Source organism: Acinetobacter sp. S4397-1 (assembly GCF_024129285.1).
GTDB classification, from domain to species: domain Bacteria; phylum Pseudomonadota; class Gammaproteobacteria; order Pseudomonadales; family Moraxellaceae; genus Acinetobacter; species Acinetobacter lwoffii_C.
Map to the genome: position 1 here is coordinate 1 of NZ_JAMXXZ010000005.1, position 20,929 is coordinate 20,929.

The following is a 20,929-nucleotide window of genomic DNA, read 5'->3' on the forward strand; positions in this document are numbered from 1 at the left end:
ATCGAGGCAAAAGACTGGGATTAAGATTCAATTTAATTGCGGGAATCTATAACTTGGAGCTGAGTAAAAAATGACTTATGAAAGAAATCTACTGATTAAGGGCTGTCATAAATTGTCTTGAGAATATCTGATCACTCCTTATTATTCTTTTATGACTCAACGCCATATATTAAGAGATAATCAGTGGAAGTAGATTAAAGTCTATTAGCTAGATGAGCAGGTAGCATTGGAATAACTGCCAAAGATAACCGATTATTTATTGAAACAGCTCTATACCGTGATTGCTTTATCTGGCTTCAACAATGGTCTGGCTTCATTGATAATCTACTCTAGTTTTGAATAATAATATTAGGAATTTTTTCAAAAAAAATATCCCGTGCAATATCACCTTGTTGCTCAATATTATATTGCTCAAAAAGCTTGCCTTCGATCAATTTATATTTATATGGATTATATAGCTTAAAACTAAGATAATAAGCACTTTGTAAAATAAAGCCTCTTAGCACTACATTCTTATGTTTTTGATATTGAAGTATATGGGCAAGTTCATGGATAAATACACCTTGCATAGCAATTGAACATTCAGAATAATCTTTGACGAACAACTCTTGATTTACAAATATCCTGCCATTTGGAGCCATCAATATGCTTTTAGGCTGCCAAGGTAAATAACGTATATTAAAAATCTTCACATCATTATAATTAATAAGATTATGAAATACTTTTTTCGCAATATTTACTTCGCCCTCAGTTAGACCTCTATATTGAAATTCCTTTATATTTAACCAATTATAAAAAAAATAAATTGAGTACTTAACAATACTTTTAAATAACCTTATAAATGCATTTTTCATAAAAGCATCGTGACCCATGTTTAACCAATTTTCATTGGCAGCACACCGAAACTCATTGAATGGCAATCATTGAGCTACCCACTAGCATCTTAGTATAACTCGAATCCCACCTAAACCAAGATTGCATTACTTGAATGCTTGGCTTAGCTTGATGGCATAATCAGTAAGCACATAAACAAGATGTATAACATCCAGCTCCGTCTCCATCAATAGCTCTCACTTTACTGCTGATGAAATTATATTTCTCTTGTAATAAGCTGAATAATTTTCTATTTTGTTAGACTGCTTTAAGTGATATTCATCTGATATAGGGAGTTGAATAGATTCTATTTTCTTCCGCTGATAGATAATTAAATCAATACCTTGTAATTCTTATCTGTTCTTTAATTTCTGAATCATAGCGCCACAATTAGCATAGAGCTTTGCTTTTAATCCTCCCCTCTCCACTGTTCACCTATTTTCATGGCTGCTGTATGCGTATTCATAAAACCGTACTTACAATATCTCCTCATTGTTTCATGATTAGATACAGCTTGCAGCCAAACAACCATCCCATTGAACTTTCTTGAGGTTTCAATCGTCCCTCTGCTTCGCTTTTTGAAAAAAGTCATCAATAACACAGAGTGAATGCTTAAAATCGAACATCGTGACTGAAAGCATAGGTTGTGTGATACCTCCGCAAGAGTTTTCTGCCATCTTTTTCAAGTCAATTTCTTATCCCTGATTCAGATTAATTAAGAGCAGTTTAAATAAAAGTCTGCACAACCACCATTGCTCTCAACGGTCTACCATTAAGGTGCAAAAAAACAACAATTCAAATGATTTTTTATAATAACGTTGCATATCGGCAGCAATTCTCTTAAATCAGCGCTAGCTTCTCAACCAAATTGCGATAAAATACCTCAAGTATGATATTTTTAGTTCGCAAATCAAAATGTAACGATTATGCGAGATAATGACGTTTTTATTTTGGCCATTTGGCTTTTGCTAGTATCGAACTGCACTCAGCTGGATAAGTAGAATTATAAAAATCAGTAATTTAGTGTATTAACCTATAGGAATAGGATTTAATTGGAATGAAAAGTTTTAAAATTGCCATTGCTCAATTCTCTCCACATGTTGGCAATCTAGATGCAAATACGCAGGCCATCATTGATCAGGCCAATCAGGCTAAAAAAGATAAAGCTGATCTGATTATTTTCCCTGAACTCGCCACTCTGGGCTATCCGGCAGAAGATTTATTAATTCGCCCAAGTCTGGCCAAACGTACTCAACAGGCTTTTGAAAAACTTAGCGAAGTCAAAGATATTGTGATGGTCTTTGGTTTTGTCAATCAATCTGAAGAGGGTCAGCGCTATAATGCTGCGGCCGTCATGAAAGATGGTGAAGTATTAGGAATTTACAACAAACAGACCTTACCAAACTATAGTGTATTTGATGAAAAGCGCTACTTTGAACAAGGTCATCAGCATCTGGTATTTGAATATCTTGAACATAAATTTGGCGTATTGATTTGTGAAGATATCTGGTCCTTATCTACAGTACAGCAACTGGCACAGTTAAATATTGATACTGCCTTGGTACTGAATGCGTCTCCCTACGAAGTAGGCAAGCCACAGCACCGTATTGACACCATGACTGCACTGGTAAAACAGCTGAATATCAATCTGGTGTACTGTAACCAAGTGGGTGGGCAGGAGGATCTGATTTTTGACGGAACCAGTTTCATACTGAATAAATCAGGTGATGTGGCTTTGCAGGCACCAAGCTTTGAAGCTGGGTTATACATTGCAGACTTCGACGCTGAACAGTTAAAGTTCAGCAAAGGGGCCATTACCCCGACTTTAGACACCATGGCTGAGATTTATCAAAGTCTGGTGATGGCCACACGCGATTATGTCCAGCGTTCAGGTTTTCCTGGAGTGATTTTAGGCCTCTCCGGCGGGATTGATTCTGCCCTGACTTTGGCAATTGCAGCGGATGCAATTGGCCCGGACAAGGTTCAAGCAGTAATGATGCCTTATACCTATACCGCCCAAATTAGTGTCGAAGATGCGGCGGAACAGGCGAAAAGTATGGGGGTGACCTTTGGGATTGCCGAAATCAATCCAGTGGTTAACAGTTTTATGCAAACCTTGTATCCATTTTTTGGCAATGCTCCGGCAGATACCACTGAAGAAAACCTGCAGGCCCGTACTCGCGGCACCTTGCTGATGGCTTTATCTAATAAGTTTGGCAATCTCGTACTGGCCACCGGCAACAAATCTGAACTGGCTGTAGGTTATTGTACTTTATATGGTGATATGGTCGGCGGGTTTGCTGTTCTGAAAGATGTGTATAAGACCATTGTGTTTGAACTAGCAAAATACCGTAACAGCATTTCGGAAACACCGGTTATTCCTGAGCGCGTAATCACACGTCCACCTTCAGCCGAGCTGCGTCCAGATCAGGTTGATCAAGACTCCTTGCCGCCATATGAAATTCTGGATGCTATTCTATACTCATATATTGAAGAAGATTCGAGCCAGGATGATATTATTTCCAAAGGCTTTGATGCCGAAGTTGTGAAAAGAATCATTCGTTTGGTGGATGTGAATGAATATAAACGCCGTCAAGCCGCAATTGGCCCTCGTATCAGTTCACGCTCCTATGGTCGTGAACGCCGTTATCCAATCGTAAATGGCTGGAAAGCAGGTATTTAAAATACCATTGTTAGATACTTTAAATCGCTCTGGTCTTCGACTTGGGCGATTTTTTTATGATAGAAAATTCAATAAGCTAAATACAACAAAACAGAAGTTAGAAGTTAGAAGTTAGAAGTTAGAAGTTAGAAGTTAGAAGTTAGAAGTTAGAAGTTAGAAGTTAGAAGTTAGAAGTTAGAAGTTATTTTTTTAAATAATGTTAAAAGTTAAGTGAAATTTTTAATTATATTTTGAACTAGAAAAAAAGAGACCAAGCTGAGAGCTTGGTCTTTAAAATGGTGGCTATGACGGGACTTGAACCTGTGACCCCCGCATTATGAGTGCGGTGCTCTAACCAACTGAGCTACATAGCCATAAACTGTGTGCGCATTATCGTTAGTTCTACAGCTACCGTCAAGCATTTTCAAACACAAATGTTCAGTCTTTACGCAAATAAATACTGAACATTTAAACTTTAGCCAAAAAAGTTTCTATACAGTTTAATACATATAGCCATAACACCATTTAAGTCACAGAGGCTTTATTCAATGAATAAAATGAAAATCCTTATTCTCCTCCTCAGTCTGACGAGTCTCACTGCCTGCCAGATCATTTCGCCTCTTTTTGTTGATTACAATGGAGTGAGACGTGACGTAGCGCAATGGATCAATCATCATCAACTCTTAAGCATGCAGCAAAAACGTGCCTTGGTACAATTGAGCAAAGCCCAACAAAAAATCAACCGCTTTGCCGAGTATGATCAGAGCAAACAATGGACCATCACTCAGGAAAATCAGATTGCTTTATATTGTGCCGGTCGTTCTGTAAGCGAACATAAAATCCAGCAGTTACAAGAGAAGATTCATGGAGATGAAACGGCCATGATTTTACAGCGTTACGAACAGCTTGCGCCCAAGATCAAACTTGATCTGAATGCCGTGCAATGTGAGTGAGAGTCGAGTAGCTTCTATTCACTTGCTCTTGAACGCCACAACCTTGATCCGGATCAAAAATAAGTGCTGGGGAAAATACATTTTTTTAAAAAATAAGCCTTTAGTCTATTAGACGTTATACCTATGTATTTACTTGGTTTTATTTTTATAAAATACAGGCTATGATCAAAGTATAAACAACAATTCGTACCCGTTTTAAGGCGTCACATTTTTATAAGACTTTATTTCTCACAAGGAGAATTCTCGTGTCATTTGAACATATTTTAGTACCAATCGACGGCTCAGAAATATCATATGCAGCAGTGGACAAGGCAGTAGAACTTGCTAAAGCCTTTAATAGTAAAGTTACGGTTGTACAAGTACTTGCTCTGGATCCTTATATCGCCGCTGAATATATTACAGCCGCACAAACCAATGACCTGATTGAACGTGCCCGTACTTCTATTCTTAAAACGCTGGAAGAAGCAAAAGCCAGGTTCTCTAATGCAGGTTTGGACGTCGAAACTCAACTGCTCGAAGGCCAAGTGATTTATAGTGAAATCGCTAAGGCAGCTCAGTCTTTAAATGCTGACCTGATCGTGATTGGTTCACATGGCCGTACCGGCTTCAAGAAACTGTTCTTGGGCAGCGTAGCGCAAAGTGTGTTGGGTCAAGCAGATATTCCGGTGATGGTGGTGCGTAAATAAATTATTTTTCCTTCATTCCTCATTTTTCCGAAAGTGAGGAATTTTATTTTTAACTCCAGCCATCCCACTGATATTGTTTTAAATTCACTTTACCCTGATTCACAAAAATTCCTTCCTGACTTAACCGAAGCTGCTGAGTATTCTGACCTTTGGCATCCAGTTTGTTTAAGCTTAATTTTCCTTGCGCATTAATGACACGATACCAAGGTAGATCTGTACCTTCATCCAACTGACTTAATACCTTACCGACCAGACGAGCATGTTTGGCTAAGCCTGCCAGTTTTGCAATCTGTCCATACGTCGCAACTCTGCCATAAGGAATTTGACTGATTACCGCCAGAATCATCTCCGCCATTTCCCGGCTTGCCTGACTTTTCATGGTATTAGGTGACTCAACAACAATCTCATTTTAATAACACTTCGCAAGTCTTCAAGAGTCAGACTATTCCTGTTGAGCGATGCCATACTAGAAATTATCCGGATTTTCCAGACGTTTCACTTCCTGTGCTTTTTCAGGATGATGTACACTGGTCACGCCATCAGCATCTTTTTGATCAATCAGCACTTCAGGCTGATAGATGGTAATGGTTTCATTGCCATATTCATCTTCCCCTACGATGTATTTGAACCCCTTACGGTTCAACTTATGGCACATTCGTTGATACCAGCCCTTAAAGCCTTGAGTCTCTTCATAGGGATTATAATAAAAAGCATTCATGACGGCAGGTAGACCCAAACCACAGACCACCCCTGAAAGTAATACGGCAATAAAAGTATAACCTACCAGAATACTGCTATAAGCTTCCAGCTGAGGAATATTGGCAACAGCAAGAATCAAGGCTAGGGAGATCCCGCCACGTACGCCACCCCAAGACAGAATGGTTAAACTGCCGTTATAGCTTTTCTTGCTTATTTTTGGAAATAAGGCAAAGGCCAGATGATTCGCAGCAAACCGGGTCAGATGCAGAATGATAAAGGCGACAATTCCACCCAGTACCAGACTAGCACTCAGGTCGAGAATAAAAAGTTCTAGTCCAATTAAAGTAAACAGGAAAGAATTGATAATGCCTTCAACGGTGTGCCAGAAGTGATTGACATCCTCGATTTCGGCATACGCCAGAATTTCCTTCCATTTATTTCCGACAATCAACCCCCCAATAACACAGGCAATTGGTGCCGATGCATGAGCCAGCAAAGCAACCAGATAGGAACCACAGGCCAATAAGGCTGTGGTCAAAATTAAAGATTCCATCTCATGCTTGCCACGCAACAAACGTAAAATGGCTGCACCAAAGATCAGGCCAATTAGCACCGCCACGACAATTTCATAGAACAGGGTCTGTAATACGCCGACCAAGGTAAAGTTTTCGCCCTGTAAGACATTTAACAAAGTCATGAATAAGGCAATACACATTGCATCATTAAACAGGGATTCGCCTTCCAGTTTCACAATTAAATGATGCGGTGCCCGTACCGAACTCAATACACCTTTGATACCAATCGGGTCGGTCGCCCCTAAAGCCGCCCCCAGTAAAAGTAATACCAGCAAATCAACATGCTTGCCAATTAAGAATTGATAACCATATAAGAGCGTACCAAACAGGACTGCACAAAATACCAAGGCCAGACTGGCAAGAATTCCTATCGGCCGCCAATGATTTTGCAGATCGGATACCTTAAACTTCAGTGCCGAAGAAGTTAAAATAAAACAGATTACTCCATTGATCAGAAAATCATAAAAATCAACATTTCGAACTGCCTGCTCGATATTTTCAATATTGATACTGAAAAATGGATTGCCGTGCAAAAGGCTGGCACCCCATTGCAAGATAAAGACAAAAATTGCCGATACAATCGGAACACCAATCGCCTGAGGAAAACCTAAAACACGCTTGTTGAACATGGTGGTGGCAATTGACAGCGCAAAAACCACTGTCAAAAGTTGTAGAAAAAAGAAACTTCCCATTCGGTGTCCTAAATGATGGCAAAATCAGGCAATACTAGGTCGCGGGTTCACTTGAAATAAAAATTGAAAAAGCAAAATATTTTAACAAAACAAGTTTAATCTGCTTTTATTGAAAATTGAGTTAAGTTTTTTTGCAATTCTTACAAATGCCGATTTAATATACACCCTAGAACACCTCTTTACTTTCCTTCTGTTTTGAAATCTTCTCCCATGCATCAAACTGTTAAAACCATCTTTCGCCTGTGTTTTGCTACGGTTATTTTTATTGTTACGCTTTCCCTTGTTTTGACCTGTTTTATCAAGGTCCGGGACATCATGAATGCAGAACAGCACTATCAGCAAGCCACCCCTCTTTCCTTGAAAAGTGATCCTCACACCCAGTACGTGCTGCTGTCCAATAATCAAAAACCGGACAATACGATTTTTATTTTGATCGCCGGAAATGGTTATATTGCCAAAATCAGTTGTGATCATTATCCGGCTTTATGTACGGATGATTATAACCAGTCGCACACCCGTCAGATTCAGACTATTGATTTAATTAAAGCCGGTAATTTTTTCTATATTAAAAATATTCAGTACCGGGAGAGCCGCAGTGGTCAGGTGAGTCACTTTAATTACTCTCCGCAGGAGCTACAGCAGTTTTATAAAAATGATATTTATCATTTAAAGTTTATCGTCGTAGTGGTGGCTTTATTTGCTTTGGCCGCTCTATTTGTAAGTCTGAAAATTTTAAGAAACTTCCGGCAGTTTCTCAACAAATGAAACAAGGGAATCAGCATTCCCTTGCTCTTCGTCATTAGATCGCCTGATTAAAGGTATCACAGTTGGCCAGTTGACCAGATTTCAGACCGGTATTAAACCAGTGTACACGCTGTGCACTGCTACCATGCGTAAAACTATCAGGGACTACTTGTCCACGTGCCCGCTTTTGTAAATAGTCATCGCCAATTTTATGTGCTGCGTCCATCGCTTCTTCCACATCTCCTGCCTCAAGAAACTGGGTGCGCTGCTGATTATGATGCGCCCATACACCCGCCAGGCAATCAGCCTGTAATTCCTGTCGTACTGAAAGCTGATTACCCTCAACTTCACTGCTTTGACGGCGCGCCTGCTGAACCTGGGAGGAAATACCTAAAATGGTTTGAATATGGTGTCCCACTTCATGAGCCACTACATAGGCTTGGGCAAAGTCGCCCGCCTGATCCGTACTAGACAGCTCGGTAGTATTCTGTTCACCACTAATGCCCATCTGGGTACGCATATCTTTAAAGAATGCTGTATCAATATAAACCTTCTGGTCGGCCGGACAATAAAATGGTCCCATGGCAGATTGTGCAGTACCACAACCTGAATTCACCACCCCATTAAAAAGCACCAGTTTCGGCGGCACATATTGTTGATTCAGCTGCTGCTGAAATACCTGATTCCAGGTATCCTCAGTATCGGCCAGCACAGTGCCCACAAAATCTATCGCTTCCTGCTGCTCAGGCGTAGGATGCTCCAAGCCTTGGGTTTCAGCCGGCTGGGATTGGGAGGTTACTTGCTTGGTGGCTTGATAGGCTTGTTGAGGATCAACACCAAAGAATTTCCATGCCACAAAAGCCACTATCAACCCTAAAATACTGATGCCGCCCGCTTTAGCCCCACCACCACCGCGACGGTCTTCCACATTCGTACTGACACGACGTCCTTTCCAGCGCATAGGAATTTTCCTTTTTTTCTAATTCACTGTATGTTATCGAATTTATAAGGATTATGCTTGTTTTGATTTGGGCCAAATTTTCTGAATCCCAGCCACCACACCCAGTACAACCAAGCCAGCTATAAAGCCAATCACCAAGTTAATCAAGGTCGGTGTTAATGCTCCCACAATAGTACCCACCGTTGGAATATGCTCAGCATAATCAACCGAGCCTTCCATGAAATGATGTAATAAAGGTACCCCGTGACTAATAATGCCACCACCTACCAAAAACATGGCGATGGTGCCTACAATAGTTAGGGTCTTCATCAGTTTTGGTGCAAAAGCCAATAAGCCACGCCCAATACTTTGCTTTACTGAAGAGGCTTGCTCTGTTAAATACAGCCCTAAATCATCAATTTTGACAATCATTGCCACAAAACCATACACACCGACGGTCATCAAAATTGCAATGACTGACAGCACCATCACTTTGGTACCAAAAGTAGCTGTAGCCACTGTTCCTAATGAAATCACCACAATTTCCGCAGACAAAATAAAATCTGTTCGTACCGCCCCTTTAATTTTGTCTTTTTCAAACGTCACCAGATCGGTTTCTATGGTGGCTAATTCTTGGCTAGCAGCTTCTCTGGTTTTGGCTTTTTTGTGCTGTATGCTATGCAGGACTTTTTCCACGCCCTCATAACAAAGAAATAAGCCACCTATCATTAGCAGTGGTGTAATCAGCCAGGGAGCCACTACACTAATCAGCAGGGCAGCAGGAACAAGAATAAGCTTATTGACAAATGAACCTTTGGCAACAGACCACACCACCGGAAGTTCACGGTCTGAACGTACCCCACTGACTTGTTGCGCATTGAGAGCTAAATCATCTCCCAACACCCCTGCCGTTTTTTTCGCTGCCATTTTGCTCATGACAGCCACATCATCCAGGACCGTAGCAATATCATCTAATAATATAAGTAAACTGCTCGCCATATTTATTATCCTTATCCTATTTCAAATTATTTTAATCACAATTCTAAAAAAAGATTGTATTCACTTGTTTAATTAATAAGATTTTTTTATTCAGGCTTTTTAGTGGCTGACATTCAAAAACAGAATGCCGTACAATATTGCCATTCATTCATATTTAGAAGTCATACTGACTACCCTTTTGGAATAAAAAATGAGTAATCAAGATAATCGTCCAGTGATCCTGACTGGCGACCGTCCTACCGGACAACTTCACCTCGGTCACTTTGTCGGTTCATTACGCTCACGTGTCGGCTTGCAAGACTCTCATCACCAGCATTTATTACTCGCTGATGCTCAAGCTCTGACCGATAATGCAGATAACTTTGAAAAAGTACGCCGCAATATTATTGAAGTCGCAACGGATTATCTGGCAGTCGGAATTGATCCGACCAAAACCACAATTTGTGTTCAGTCATGCTTACCAGCCTTGAATGAACTGACCATGCTGTATTTAAACTTTGTGACAGTTTCCCGTCTGGAGCGTAACCCAACCATTAAAGCTGAAATCCAGCTGCGTGGTTTTGAACGTGATATTCCGGCAGGTTTCCTGTGCTACCCGGTAGCTCAAGCGGCCGATATTACCGCATTTAAGGCCACTGTCGTTCCAGTCGGTGAAGATCAGATTCCGATGATCGAACAGACCAACGAAATCGTACGTCGTTTGAACCGCCAGATTGGTCATGAACTCTTACCTGAATGTAAAGCTCTGCTGTCCAACATGAGCCGCTTACCAGGTTTTGACGGCAAAGCGAAAATGTCAAAATCTCTGGGTAATACCATTGTGCTAGATGCTTCTGATAAAGACATTAAAAAAGCCGTAAATGCCATGTATACCGATCCAAACCATCTGCGTATTGAAGATCCGGGCCAAGTGGAAGGTAATATCGTATTTACTTATCTGGATGCGTTTGACCCAAATAAAGAAGAACTGGAAGAGTTAAAAGCGCATTATCGTCGTGGTGGCTTGGGCGATGGCACCGTGAAAAAGCGTCTGGAAGGGATTCTTAAAGAATTGATCGGTCCGATCCGCGAACGCCGGATAGAGCTAGCGAAAGATCCGGATTACATCATGGATATCCTGAAAACCGGTACAGACAAATGCCGTGATATTACTCAGGCCACACTAGATGAAGTAAAAGCAGGCCTAGGCGTATTCCGTTTCTAATTCATGTTGCAGGTTGAAAGAAAAGCTCTTCCTCAAGAAGGGCTTTTTTACCGCCTAAATCACCACTGAGCTATGGGTTTACCCACATATTCTCCATAATTTTTACCTTATTTAACATCTATTAACATGAATACTGATGAGTCATCTTAGGTTGGGCTTTACTATAAATCACATAGAAGGAATCAAGCTTAACTCTCTCCACAGTTAATTTTGGTTTGTTTAAAAGGACATTCCTTTTTCTACGCAATGACAACCCCAATCATTGCGTTTTTTTTGTCTGTTATTTTTATAGGCGTGGATGGGCTAAAAAATCCCGCCCGGTTGGCAGGATTTTTAAAGCTCAAGTCTTAGAGTTAATACTTAAATAAACCACCTTCTAAAGGAGTTTCAATACCTGAAGATACTCCGCTATCCGGCTATTGACGTCAGAATCACCGAGCCAAGCATTCATTTTAAGTAGCATATCCTGACGAATACAATAGCATGAGATCAAGTGCCTTCATTTCAATCAAAAGCAAAGGCGGCATTGTTTTCCACGCCACGCTCCGGCTCACCTTAGCCAACAAGACGTCCTGATAAACGGTTCATCCGCTCAAAACGAATCTCAGCACCTGCGGAAATCATTTTTCAGCTTCACCATAATCGCTCATGTTAATTTCCAGCGATTCAACTGTGGTTTTTTTACTCAGGCAACAAGCCCTATTTTCCAAAAAAATAACCCACGCGAAGGTGGGTTATTAGGGTAGATCAGCTATTAATTTTTATGACGCATATGCGGGAATAAAATCACATCGCGGATACTTGGCGCATTGGCGAACAACATAACCAGACGGTCAATTCCAATTCCTTCACCTGCAGTTGGAGGCAAGCCATATTCCAGCGCTTCAATAAAGTCAGCATCATAGTGCATGGCTTCATCATCGCCAGCATCTTTCTCAGCCACCTGTGCCTGGAAGCGTTCTGCCTGGTCAATCGGGTCGTTTAACTCCGAGAAACCATTGGCCAGCTCACGACCACCAATAAAGAATTCAAAACGGTCCGTAATATGTGGATTATCATCATTACGACGTGCCAATGGAGAGGTTTCCGCTGGATATTCCGTAATAAAAGTCGGCTGACGCAGTTTAGTTTCAACGGTTTCTTCAAACACAATTGTTTGTAGCTTACCCAAACCAAAACCAGGTTTCACCTGCTCTTTTAGTTCTTCCTGAACAAATTTTGCCAAGAACTCACGATCATTGACATTTTCAGGCGTGAATTGCGGATTGTGCTCAAGAATGGCATCGAACATCGAAATTTTCTTGAATGGTCCTTTGAAGTTATAAACTTCATCACCATAAGGCACATCAGTTGTACCCAGAATATCAATTGCCAGCTTTTCCAGCATTTGTTCGGTCAATTCCATCAGGTCTTTATAATCTGCATACGCCTGGTAGAATTCGATCATGGTGAATTCCGGATTATGACGTGTCGACACCCCTTCATTACGGAAGTTGCGGTTAATTTCAAACACACGCTCAAAACCACCGACCACCAAACGCTTTAAGTACAGCTCAGGCGCAATACGCAAGAACAGCGGCATATCCAGGGCGTTGTGATGGGTTTCAAACGGACGTGCAGATGCTCCGCCTGGAATCACGTGCATCATTGGTGTTTCGACTTCCATATAACGTTTTTCAGTCAGGAAGGCACGAATCCCTGAAACCACCTTGGCCCGAATTTCAAAGGCTTTACGTGTTTCTTCGTTAACGATCAGGTCAAGATAACGTTTGCGATACTTAACTTCAGTATCATTCAGACCATGAAATTTGTCTGGAAGTGGACGCAGAGATTTGGTCAATAATTCAAATTGTTCGATATGAACATAGAGATCGCCTTTTCCAGAACGGCCAATATAGCCTTCTACTGCGATGATATCCCCCAGATCAAGTCCTTTGATGGTGGCCAGTACATCTGCAGACAGCTCTTTACGGGCAACATATAGCTGGATACGACCGGTCATGTCCTGGATCACGATGAATGATCCACGGTTTAACATTACACGGCCCGCAACTTTGACATATACCTTTTCAGCAGCTTCAATTTCTTCTTTAGATTTATCAGCAAACTGGATTTGCAAATCTTGTGCATAATGCTCGCGCTTAAAGGTATTTGGCCACGGACTCTTGCCATTTTCTTGAGCTTGGCTTTCGATTTGCTTTAACTTGGCATGACGCTGTGCAATTAAATCGTTTTCGGAAATGATTTGTTCAGAAGTCGATTGAGCGTTATTTTGCGTCATCTCTGCCTCGAATAAAAATAGTTGAAAAATAGAAGTTACATAGAATAGCAGATTCCCCGGTCGAATCGTAGCTTAAAGACTGGGGGGAATTGGCTTTTCTGAAGAAAATTTGCAGTATATAGCTCTTTTTATTTTTTCTCTTTATCGCTTTTTAGTCCGGCTCTCGTTCATTTTTGAAAACGATTTCTTCTTTTATTAAAGCCAAGCTTCATATATTCAATAGCAGCCTCGATTGCGGCGGCTGTCTTTCCTGAAATTAGACCAATAGCTAACTGTTTTTTATGCTGCCAGCTTTTAAGCTAGTACCCAGATTGAAATTCATCTTTCAATCACGAACTAATGACTTTGGCATGTCGGATAAGAATGAGTAAAAAATATGTCTAAAATCTTATTTTTGCATGGCTTGGACTCTTGTAAAAAATCTTCGAAATTTCACGCAATTAATACAACACAAAAATACTGTATTGATGTGGATTACCGTAATCTGAGCTATAGCTCCGTGGCCGATTTTTATCATGACACTATTAAAATGATTAAGCCGGATATTCTGGTTGGCCACAGCCTGGGAGGATATTGGGCACTCAAAATGTCCCAGGCCCATCAACTTCCCTGTATCGTAGCAAATCCGAGTCTGCAACCAAATTTCCGTGATGATTATCCGATCATTTCTGACCAGGATTTACAGCATGATATTCCACAGTTTGCCTATCTTGAACTGGGCGATGAGATCCTGGATATGTATGCTGTACAGATCTGCCTGGAAGACTATATGCAAATTCAGGCAATTGAAGGGGGTCATCATCGTCTAGCACACCCCGAACAGCTCAATCAACTGATTCAGGAAGTCGAAAAGCACTTTATCAGACAATAAAAAAGCTCCTCGTTCATCTGCCTTCCCAAAACTGGACGGTTTGACTGAGGAGCTTTGATCTGGAAATCCAGATCTATTTAACTTAAGCCACCGCAACCTTAGGTTGAGATTTATCATCCAGTACTGACCAGATTTCTAAGCCCAGGTTTGCATGCGAGTCAGGCAAATCGAGGAAAACACTGGCACCCAGTACTTCATGCTGACATTTTTTAGCCAGTTCATTTACTGCCTTTAATGTACCGCCAGTCGCCAGAACATCATCTACAATAATGATTTTTTGTGGCTCAATTTCAGCAGACATTTCCAGACGGTCCACCCCATACTCCAGGCTATACCCCACCCCAATCACTGGAGGCGGTAGCTTGCCAGCTTTACGCACTAACAATAAGCCCTTGCCTGTACGCTGTGCCAATAAGCTGGCCAGTACAAAGCCACGCGCTTCTACGGCTAAAAAGCTATCTACTGCTGCCAGTTTGTCAGCTGGAATGCTCTCGATCAACGCATCAGTGAGTTGACTAATATCGCTGGTGAATAAAGGTGTCAGGTCAAAGAAACAGATCCCCGGTTTTGGGAAATCCTGAACAGTACGAATGTTAGACCACAATGAAGTAGACAAATTGCTCATGGGAGATTCTTAAACATGAAAATGAATAGTTGTATATTAGACTAAAGGGTCAAAACAAACAAGGACAAACGCCTAAATATAAGACAATATTAGATTATAAGATTTTGATATTAATAATTTAATTTATTTTTTAAAAATATTTTCTAAAAACGCGCAAATTGATTAAAAATCAATCAAGCCAGAATACTTCAAGAAATATACAGCCTCCTGAATACTTTGGTGGGTTTTGATTTTGGGCTGAATCGTGCTGCTCTGACCGTATGCTTGAAATACAGATTTAGCCCTTTCATCGATAAAATTTGGCCTGAGTTGCCATTCCGATCTTAATTTCACTGTTTAAACTCTTATTCGCTTTACTTTCTGAACGGAACTGCGTAAAAATTTAGCCCAATATGTTCACTATTAAAGTCATATTATTTTAGAGTCGTGCACGTTATAGTTTTTAGCTGACTCCTACAGTTGGTCAGTTTTGGAGAGTTACATGAAAAAATATCAATGCATCGTATGTGGATGGATTTACGACGAAGCACTGGGGTGGCCTCAGGATGGAATTGTGGCCGGTACCAAATGGGAAGATATTCCAGATGACTGGACTTGCCCAGATTGTGGCGTATCAAAAGCTGATTTCGAAATGATTGAAGTCTGATCATGTCCTCTTAAAGACCATGCTGAATGGTCTTTTTTTATGTCCTTTAAAAAATTTATAAATTTATAAATTTAATTTTAAAAAGTCTGGAGAATATTATGCATCCTATCGTCATCATTGGTTCCGGAATGGCCGGTTATGCCGTCGCACGTGAATTTCGCAAGCTTAATCCAGACCATGAACTTGTTATGATTTGTGCTGATGATGCGATCAATTATGCAAAACCGACTCTTTCAAATGCACTGGCAGGGAACAAGGCACCTGAGCAGATTCCTTTAGGGGATGCTGAAAAAATGTCGGTAAAACTCAATATGCAAATCCGGCAACATACCTGGGTAAAAGCGATTGACCCAGAACAGCATCAGCTACACTTAGAAAAAGATGGACAGGAAAGTCTGCAACCCTACTCGAAACTGGTTCTGGCGGTGGGGGCTAATCCAGTACGTTTGGCAATTGCCGGCGATGCCAGCGACGAAATTCATGTGGTTAACAACCTGAACGACTACAAAGCATTCCGCCAAAATCTGGCCAATCGTGAAAACAAACGTGTGGTAATTCTAGGTTCTGGTCTAATTGGCTGCGAATTTGCCAATGACCTGCAACATACCGAACATCAGGTGACTGTTATTGACCTTGCACCTCGACCACTGGGCCGCCTTTTACCTGCGCATGTGGCTGAAGTGTTCCAGCAGCATCTTGAAGAAACAGGTATACATTTTGTGCTGGGCACCACAGTTGAGAAAGTCTCCAAAATGGACAATGCAGATTATCTGGTCACGCTGGCGAATGGTCAATCACTGGTCGCCGATGTGGTTCTGTCTGCGGTAGGCTTGCAGCCAAATATTTCTGTCGCGAAAAAAGCTGATATTCATAGCAGTCGCGGGATTCTAACCAATGCCCTGCTAGAAACCAATCAGCCGGATATTTATGCTGTCGGAGACTGTGCTGAAGTAAACGGCATCCTGCTGCCTTATGTCATGCCCATCATGCAACAGGCACGTGCTCTGGCCAAAACCTTAAATGGCGAGCATACCGCAGTGCATTATCCAGCCATGCCGGTTGCAGTAAAAACACCAGCAGCACCATTGACCGTATTAGCGGCACCTGCTGAAGTCAATGTGACTTGGGAAACGGAAGAGCTGGAAGATGGCATGATTGCCAAAGCAATAGATGTAGAGGGTGTATTGCGTGGTTTCGTATTATTAGGGGCGACAGCAGCCAAGCAACGCCTGACCTTGAGCAAACTTGTTCCTGACTTGATTCCAGCAACTCTTTAGATGTTTAATATATGAAGGACGTTTTTTAAACGAAATGTCCTTTAATTAGGAAGCTTATCATGCATAGTGCGCTGCAGTTTAACCACTCCCCTTATACATCTTTTATGCGTGAAACCAAGGTTGATCTTGGTAATGGTATTGAATTACATGTAGAAGTAGGCGGAGAACCGGATCACCCCCCTATTTTGCTGATTATGGGACTCGGTGCACAGATGCTGTACTGGCCTGATTTTTTCTGTAAATCGCTGATTGATCAAGGCTATTATATCGTTCGTTTTGACAACCGCGATATTGGTCTGTCATCCAAGATCCATCATAAAGGCCCGCGCCTGAATACCTTTAAAATGATGAGCCGTTTTATGCTCGGTCTGGGCAATCAGGGAGCACCCTATAACCTGTATGACATGACTGAAGATGTTAGCTTGCTGATCGATAAACTGGAGCTTGGGCAGGTCTATGTGCTGGGCGCTTCCATGGGCGGCATGATTGCACAGATTCTGGCAGCCCGCCACCCGGAGCAGGTCAAGAAACTCGGCCTGCTGTTTACCAGCAATAACCAGCCGCTATTGCCTCCTCCTTTTCCAAAGCAGCTCTTTAGTTTAATTGACAAACCGGCCTCAACAGATGAAGATGGCATCGTAGATCATAGCCTGAAACTGTTTAAACTGATCGGTTCGCCGGGTTATGTCAATCACGTGGAAGCGATTCAGACAGCCCGCAAGTTGTATAAACGGAGTTACCATCCGGCGGGTGTACTTCAACAGTTTTTAGCAATATTATGTACAGGTTCATTGCTGCAACTGGACAAGCAAATCAAGCAGGATACCCTGGTGGTTCATGGGGCTCGTGATCGATTGCTACCTCCTAGTCATGGCAAGGCTGTTGCCAAAGCAATTCCAGGGGCTAAATTTGAATTAATTGAAGGAATGGGGCATGATATCCCTCCTCATTTTATTCCACATCTTAGCGAATTATTTGCTGATCATTTTAAATCATAAATATTAGGACACTATGGCTGCATTACCATCCCTAAGACAGCTGTCATACCTTGTAACACTGTCAGAGACGCTGCATTTTACAGAAGCTGCTCGCCGTTCATTTGTGACCCAGTCAACCCTGTCTGGTGGCATTATGGAACTCGAGCGTTTACTGGGTGGCGTACTTGTTGAGCGCGACCGTCAGAATGTACGTTTAACTCCTCTTGGTGAGCAAGTGGTTGCACGTGCTCGTGTTCTATTGGCTGATGCCCAGGACTTGATGCGTTTAAGTCGTGAGATGAGTGAACCTCTTACCGGCGATTTGCATCTCGGTATCATTCCAACCATTGCACCGTTTATTCTGTCGCAATTACTGGATGAAGTTCATAAACAGTTGCCAAAAATCCAGCTGCATCTGCATGAAGCACAAAGTGAGAAAATTGTAGAGAAACTGGAACACGGCAATCTGGACATGGTGGTACTGGCACTGCCTTTTGATACACGCGGCCTGAAAGTAGCCGAGATTAATAAAGAAAATCTGTATCTGGTGCACCATAAGTCTGATCAAGCTTCGGCTCAGGCAGATAAGCTAGAAAATCTGGATCTGTCACGCCTGATGCTGCTTGAAGAAGGTCACTGTTTACGTGATCATGCACTCAGTGCCTGTCCAATCGGCGAACGTAAAAATGATCATCGTTTAAAAGCCAGCTCTTTACCGACACTAATCGAAATGGTTTCTGCAAATCTTGGTTTTACCTTGCTGCCTGAAATCGCGCTATATAGCAGTATGATCAAGGCCAATCCTGAGTTACAAGTTAAAGCCATTCAGGCGGCGCCTAGCCGGACCTTGGCCTTAGTGACTCGCAAAAGTACACCGCTACAAAGCGAGTTCGACATGCTATTACAAATTTTGCAAAAAATTACCCAGCACCCCGCGGACTAAAACAAGATTCACTACCTGTACATAAAAAGGAGCTTACATCGCTCCTTTTTTATTGCAACAAGATTTAATAAACCAGAATCTCTGATAAAAAGAGACTGTATTTACAATCTCTTTTTATCCGCTGCTTTATTTAAAAATTTCCAGCAGTTCACGCTGGGCATTATGCAGCTTTTCTCCTTCGGCTGGCTGGGCGCGAATCCAGGTGCCATCGCCTTGTAACAGCCAGGCTTGCTGGTTATCTTTCAGATAGTTCAGTAAACCTTGCTGATAAATCCGTTTTTTCAAGGCTTCATCTTCAACGGGAAAGCAGGCTTCTACCCGGTTAAACAGGTTACGATCCATCCAGTCGGCACTTGAACAATAAATTTGTGCATTGCCATTATTAGCAAAATAATAAACCCGCGTATGCTCCAGGAAGCGGCCTACAATCGAACGTACCCGAATATTTTCCGACAGGCCTGCCAAGCCAGGACGCAGGCTGCAAATTGAACGGATAATCAGGTCAATCTGTACCCCTGCCTGAGATGCTTCGTAAAGCTTATTGATCAGCTGCATCTCGGTAAGCGCATTGACTTTGACAATAATCTGCGCTGGCTTGCCTGCCTTGGCATGGGCAATTTCATTATCAATATAGTTAACTAACTGGGCATGCAAGGTGAATGGCGCATGCAGCAGCTTTTTCAGCTTGGCCATTTTCCCCATACCGGTCAGTTCCTGGAAAATGCGGTGTACATCTTCACAGAGTTCTTTATCCGTTGTCAATAAACCGTAATCGGTATAGATCCGCGCATTACCCGCATGATAGTTGCCAGTTCCCAGATGTACATAACGGACCAGTTTGTTATTTTCCCGGCGCACCACCAGAATCATTTTGGCATGGGTTTTATAGCCAACAATTCCATAGACCACGACGGCCCCGGCTTCCTGTAAAACATTGGCCACAGCAATATTGGATTCTTCATCAAAGCGAGCACGCAGCTCAATCACCGCAGTTACTTCTTTGCCATTTCGTGCAGCCTCTGCCAGCACCTGGACAATTTCAGAGTCGGGACCACTACGATACAATGTCTGTTTGATGGCTAGTACTTTCGGATCACGCGCGGCCTCACGCAACAAAGAAATGACAGGGGCAAAAGATTCAAAGGGATGATGCAGCAAGATATCCTGCTTTTGCATGGCACTGAAAATATTTTCATATTTTCTCAGTGCTTTGGGAATGATCGGAGTATGTGAATCATAACGTAAATGGGGACGTTTAAAATTCGACAGCAGACGCGCCAGATTGACCGGCCCTGCCACTTTATACAGCTGCTCTTCTTCCAGATCAAATTCGTTGAGCAAATAATGATAGATATGCTGCGGACAATTTTCTGTCACTTCCAGACGTACGGCACGGCCAAAACGGCGAGAGCTGAGTTCGCCTTTCAGCGCTTTAGCCAAATCTTCCACATCTTCATTTAAAGCCAGATCGGCGTTACGGGTCACGCGAAATTGATAACATCCCGTCGCGGTCATACCGGGGAACAGATCGGACACATGCTCATGAATAATGGCGGAAAGCATGACATGGTGCTCCTTGCCATCTGTCAGCTCATCTGGCAAACGCACGACACGCGGCAATGAACGTGGCGCAGGCACCACAGCCAGATCAATTTGACGGCCAAAGGCATCTTTGCCTTCTAGCGTAACAATAAAGTTCAGCGACTTGTTTACCAGACGAGGAAATGGATGTGCCGGGTCTAGACTGATGGGGGTCAGGACAGGCGCAACCTGCTCCTGAAAATACTTTTTGACCCAGGCTGATTGAGCCGGGGTTAACTCGCCACGGCGCAGAAAACAAATATCTTCTTCTCGTAATTTTGGTAAGATTTCTTCATTTAAAATACGGTATTGACGTTCAATTGCAGCATGTGCCGTCTTGGAAATCTGGTCCAGTACCTGCTTGGGCGTCAAACCATCCGGGCTGCGACTTTCATTACCCAGATCAAGCTGCTCCATAACTCCGGCAACGCGAATTTCAAAAAACTCATCCAGATTGCGCGAAAAAATCAGCAGGAAATTCATGCGTTCGAGCAAGGGGTGTAAAGGATCGACAGCCTGTTCCAGTACACGTAAATGGAAGTCCAGAATAGACAATTCACGATTAATGTAACGATCATTATATGTATATTCAGTCGGTGCCGAAGTGGTTGTGGCTGCCGTATTCATATGAAACCTACGCTATTTTAAAATTTTGCTTATCTGCTTTAGTATGCTTCAATTTGATGTCATTTTGATAAAAA

General features: G+C 42.1%; 18 protein-coding genes and 1 tRNA gene. 10 read left to right on the forward strand and 9 right to left on the reverse strand.

What is annotated here, in order from left to right:
- Nucleotides 1-329: 329 nt before the first annotated feature.
- On the reverse strand, nt 330-872 hold the full coding sequence (locus NI467_RS04355; protein ID WP_253151165.1) for a hypothetical protein: 543 nt from the start codon (nt 870-872) through the stop codon (nt 330-332).
- 1,058 nt (nt 873-1,930) lie between these two features.
- Between NI467_RS04355 and NI467_RS04360 the strand changes: the two genes are divergently transcribed.
- Nucleotides 1,931-3,556 (forward strand): NAD+ synthase, encoded by a 1,626-nt coding sequence (locus NI467_RS04360; RefSeq protein ID WP_253151166.1) that lies wholly within the window; start codon nt 1,931-1,933, stop codon nt 3,554-3,556.
- A gap of 276 nt (nt 3,557-3,832) precedes the next feature.
- Here NI467_RS04360 and NI467_RS04365 read toward each other — a convergent pair.
- A tRNA-Met gene (locus NI467_RS04365) sits at nt 3,833-3,909 on the reverse strand.
- A gap of 174 nt (nt 3,910-4,083) precedes the next feature.
- Here NI467_RS04365 and NI467_RS04370 point away from each other — a divergent pair.
- On the forward strand, nt 4,084-4,488 hold the full coding sequence (locus NI467_RS04370) for a hypothetical protein (RefSeq protein ID WP_308729481.1): 405 nt from the start codon (nt 4,084-4,086) through the stop codon (nt 4,486-4,488).
- Nucleotides 4,489-4,733: 245 nt separating this feature from the next.
- Entirely contained in the window at nt 4,734-5,174 is a 441-nt protein-coding gene (locus NI467_RS04375; protein ID WP_253151170.1) for a universal stress protein, read from the forward strand.
- Nucleotides 5,175-5,223: 49 nt separating this feature from the next.
- On the opposite strand, the gene NI467_RS04380 is transcribed toward NI467_RS04375, so the two are convergent.
- The gene (locus NI467_RS04380; protein WP_253151314.1) at nt 5,224-5,520 is read right to left on the reverse strand and encodes an MGMT family protein; all 297 of its coding nucleotides are present in this window, start codon (nt 5,518-5,520) and stop codon (nt 5,224-5,226) included.
- A 120-nt stretch (nt 5,521-5,640) separates the two neighbouring features.
- Nucleotides 5,641-7,140, reverse strand: a complete 1,500-nt coding sequence (locus tag NI467_RS04385; protein WP_151203279.1) for a sodium:proton antiporter — start codon at nt 7,138-7,140, stop codon at nt 5,641-5,643.
- Between the two features lie 210 nt (nt 7,141-7,350).
- Here NI467_RS04385 and NI467_RS04390 point away from each other — a divergent pair, with 210 nt between their 5' ends.
- Nucleotides 7,351-7,905 carry a hypothetical protein gene (locus NI467_RS04390; RefSeq protein WP_253151171.1) on the forward strand — a complete coding sequence of 185 codons (555 nt, stop codon included), beginning with the start codon at nt 7,351-7,353 and terminating at the stop codon, nt 7,903-7,905.
- Nucleotides 7,906-7,939: 34 nt separating this feature from the next.
- On the opposite strand, the gene NI467_RS04395 is transcribed toward NI467_RS04390, so the two are convergent.
- On the reverse strand, nt 7,940-8,845 hold the full coding sequence (locus NI467_RS04395) for a neutral zinc metallopeptidase (protein WP_253151173.1): 906 nt from the start codon (nt 8,843-8,845) through the stop codon (nt 7,940-7,942).
- A 51-nt stretch (nt 8,846-8,896) separates the two neighbouring features.
- The gene (locus NI467_RS04400) at nt 8,897-9,823 is read right to left on the reverse strand and encodes a DUF808 domain-containing protein (RefSeq protein ID WP_253151175.1); all 927 of its coding nucleotides are present in this window, start codon (nt 9,821-9,823) and stop codon (nt 8,897-8,899) included.
- Nucleotides 9,824-10,013: 190 nt separating this feature from the next.
- Between NI467_RS04400 and trpS the strand changes: the two genes are divergently transcribed.
- Nucleotides 10,014-11,027 (forward strand): tryptophan--tRNA ligase, encoded by a 1,014-nt coding sequence (gene trpS / locus NI467_RS04405; RefSeq protein WP_151203275.1) that lies wholly within the window; start codon nt 10,014-10,016, stop codon nt 11,025-11,027.
- 754 nt (nt 11,028-11,781) lie between these two features.
- Here the strand turns inward: trpS and lysS are convergent.
- Nucleotides 11,782-13,308, reverse strand: a complete 1,527-nt coding sequence (gene lysS / locus NI467_RS04410) for a lysine--tRNA ligase (RefSeq protein WP_253151176.1) — start codon at nt 13,306-13,308, stop codon at nt 11,782-11,784.
- Nucleotides 13,309-13,684: 376 nt separating this feature from the next.
- On the opposite strand from lysS, the gene NI467_RS04415 reads away from it, so the two are divergent.
- Entirely contained in the window at nt 13,685-14,179 is a 495-nt protein-coding gene (locus tag NI467_RS04415; RefSeq protein WP_253151178.1) for a YqiA/YcfP family alpha/beta fold hydrolase, read from the forward strand.
- 82 nt (nt 14,180-14,261) lie between these two features.
- Here the strand turns inward: NI467_RS04415 and NI467_RS04420 are convergent, their stop codons facing one another.
- Nucleotides 14,262-14,804, reverse strand: coding sequence for an adenine phosphoribosyltransferase (locus NI467_RS04420; protein WP_151205951.1), 543 nt, complete (start codon nt 14,802-14,804; stop codon nt 14,262-14,264).
- 481 nt (nt 14,805-15,285) lie between these two features.
- Here NI467_RS04420 and rubA point away from each other — a divergent pair, with 481 nt between their 5' ends.
- The 4 genes from rubA (at nt 15,286) to oxyR (ending at nt 18,647) form a co-directional block, all read left to right on the forward strand.
- Nucleotides 15,286-15,450, forward strand: a complete 165-nt coding sequence (rubA, locus tag NI467_RS04425) for a rubredoxin RubA (protein ID WP_151203271.1) — start codon at nt 15,286-15,288, stop codon at nt 15,448-15,450.
- A 98-nt stretch (nt 15,451-15,548) separates the two neighbouring features.
- The gene (rubB, locus tag NI467_RS04430; RefSeq protein WP_253151180.1) at nt 15,549-16,727 is read left to right on the forward strand and encodes a rubredoxin reductase RubB; all 1,179 of its coding nucleotides are present in this window, start codon (nt 15,549-15,551) and stop codon (nt 16,725-16,727) included.
- Between the two features lie 59 nt (nt 16,728-16,786).
- A complete protein-coding gene (estB, locus tag NI467_RS04435; RefSeq protein ID WP_151205948.1) occupies nt 16,787-17,725 on the forward strand; it encodes an esterase EstB in 939 nt (312 codons plus the stop codon).
- Nucleotides 17,726-17,738: 13 nt separating this feature from the next.
- Complete coding sequence (gene oxyR, locus NI467_RS04440; protein ID WP_253151182.1) at nt 17,739-18,647, forward strand: LysR family transcriptional regulator OxyR; 909 nt, start codon at nt 17,739-17,741, stop codon at nt 18,645-18,647.
- 126 nt (nt 18,648-18,773) lie between these two features.
- Here the strand turns inward: oxyR and ppk1 are convergent, their stop codons facing one another.
- Nucleotides 18,774-20,855 (reverse strand): polyphosphate kinase 1, encoded by a 2,082-nt coding sequence (gene ppk1 / locus NI467_RS04445; RefSeq protein WP_151204866.1) that lies wholly within the window; start codon nt 20,853-20,855, stop codon nt 18,774-18,776.
- Nucleotides 20,856-20,929: the final 74 nt, after the last annotated feature.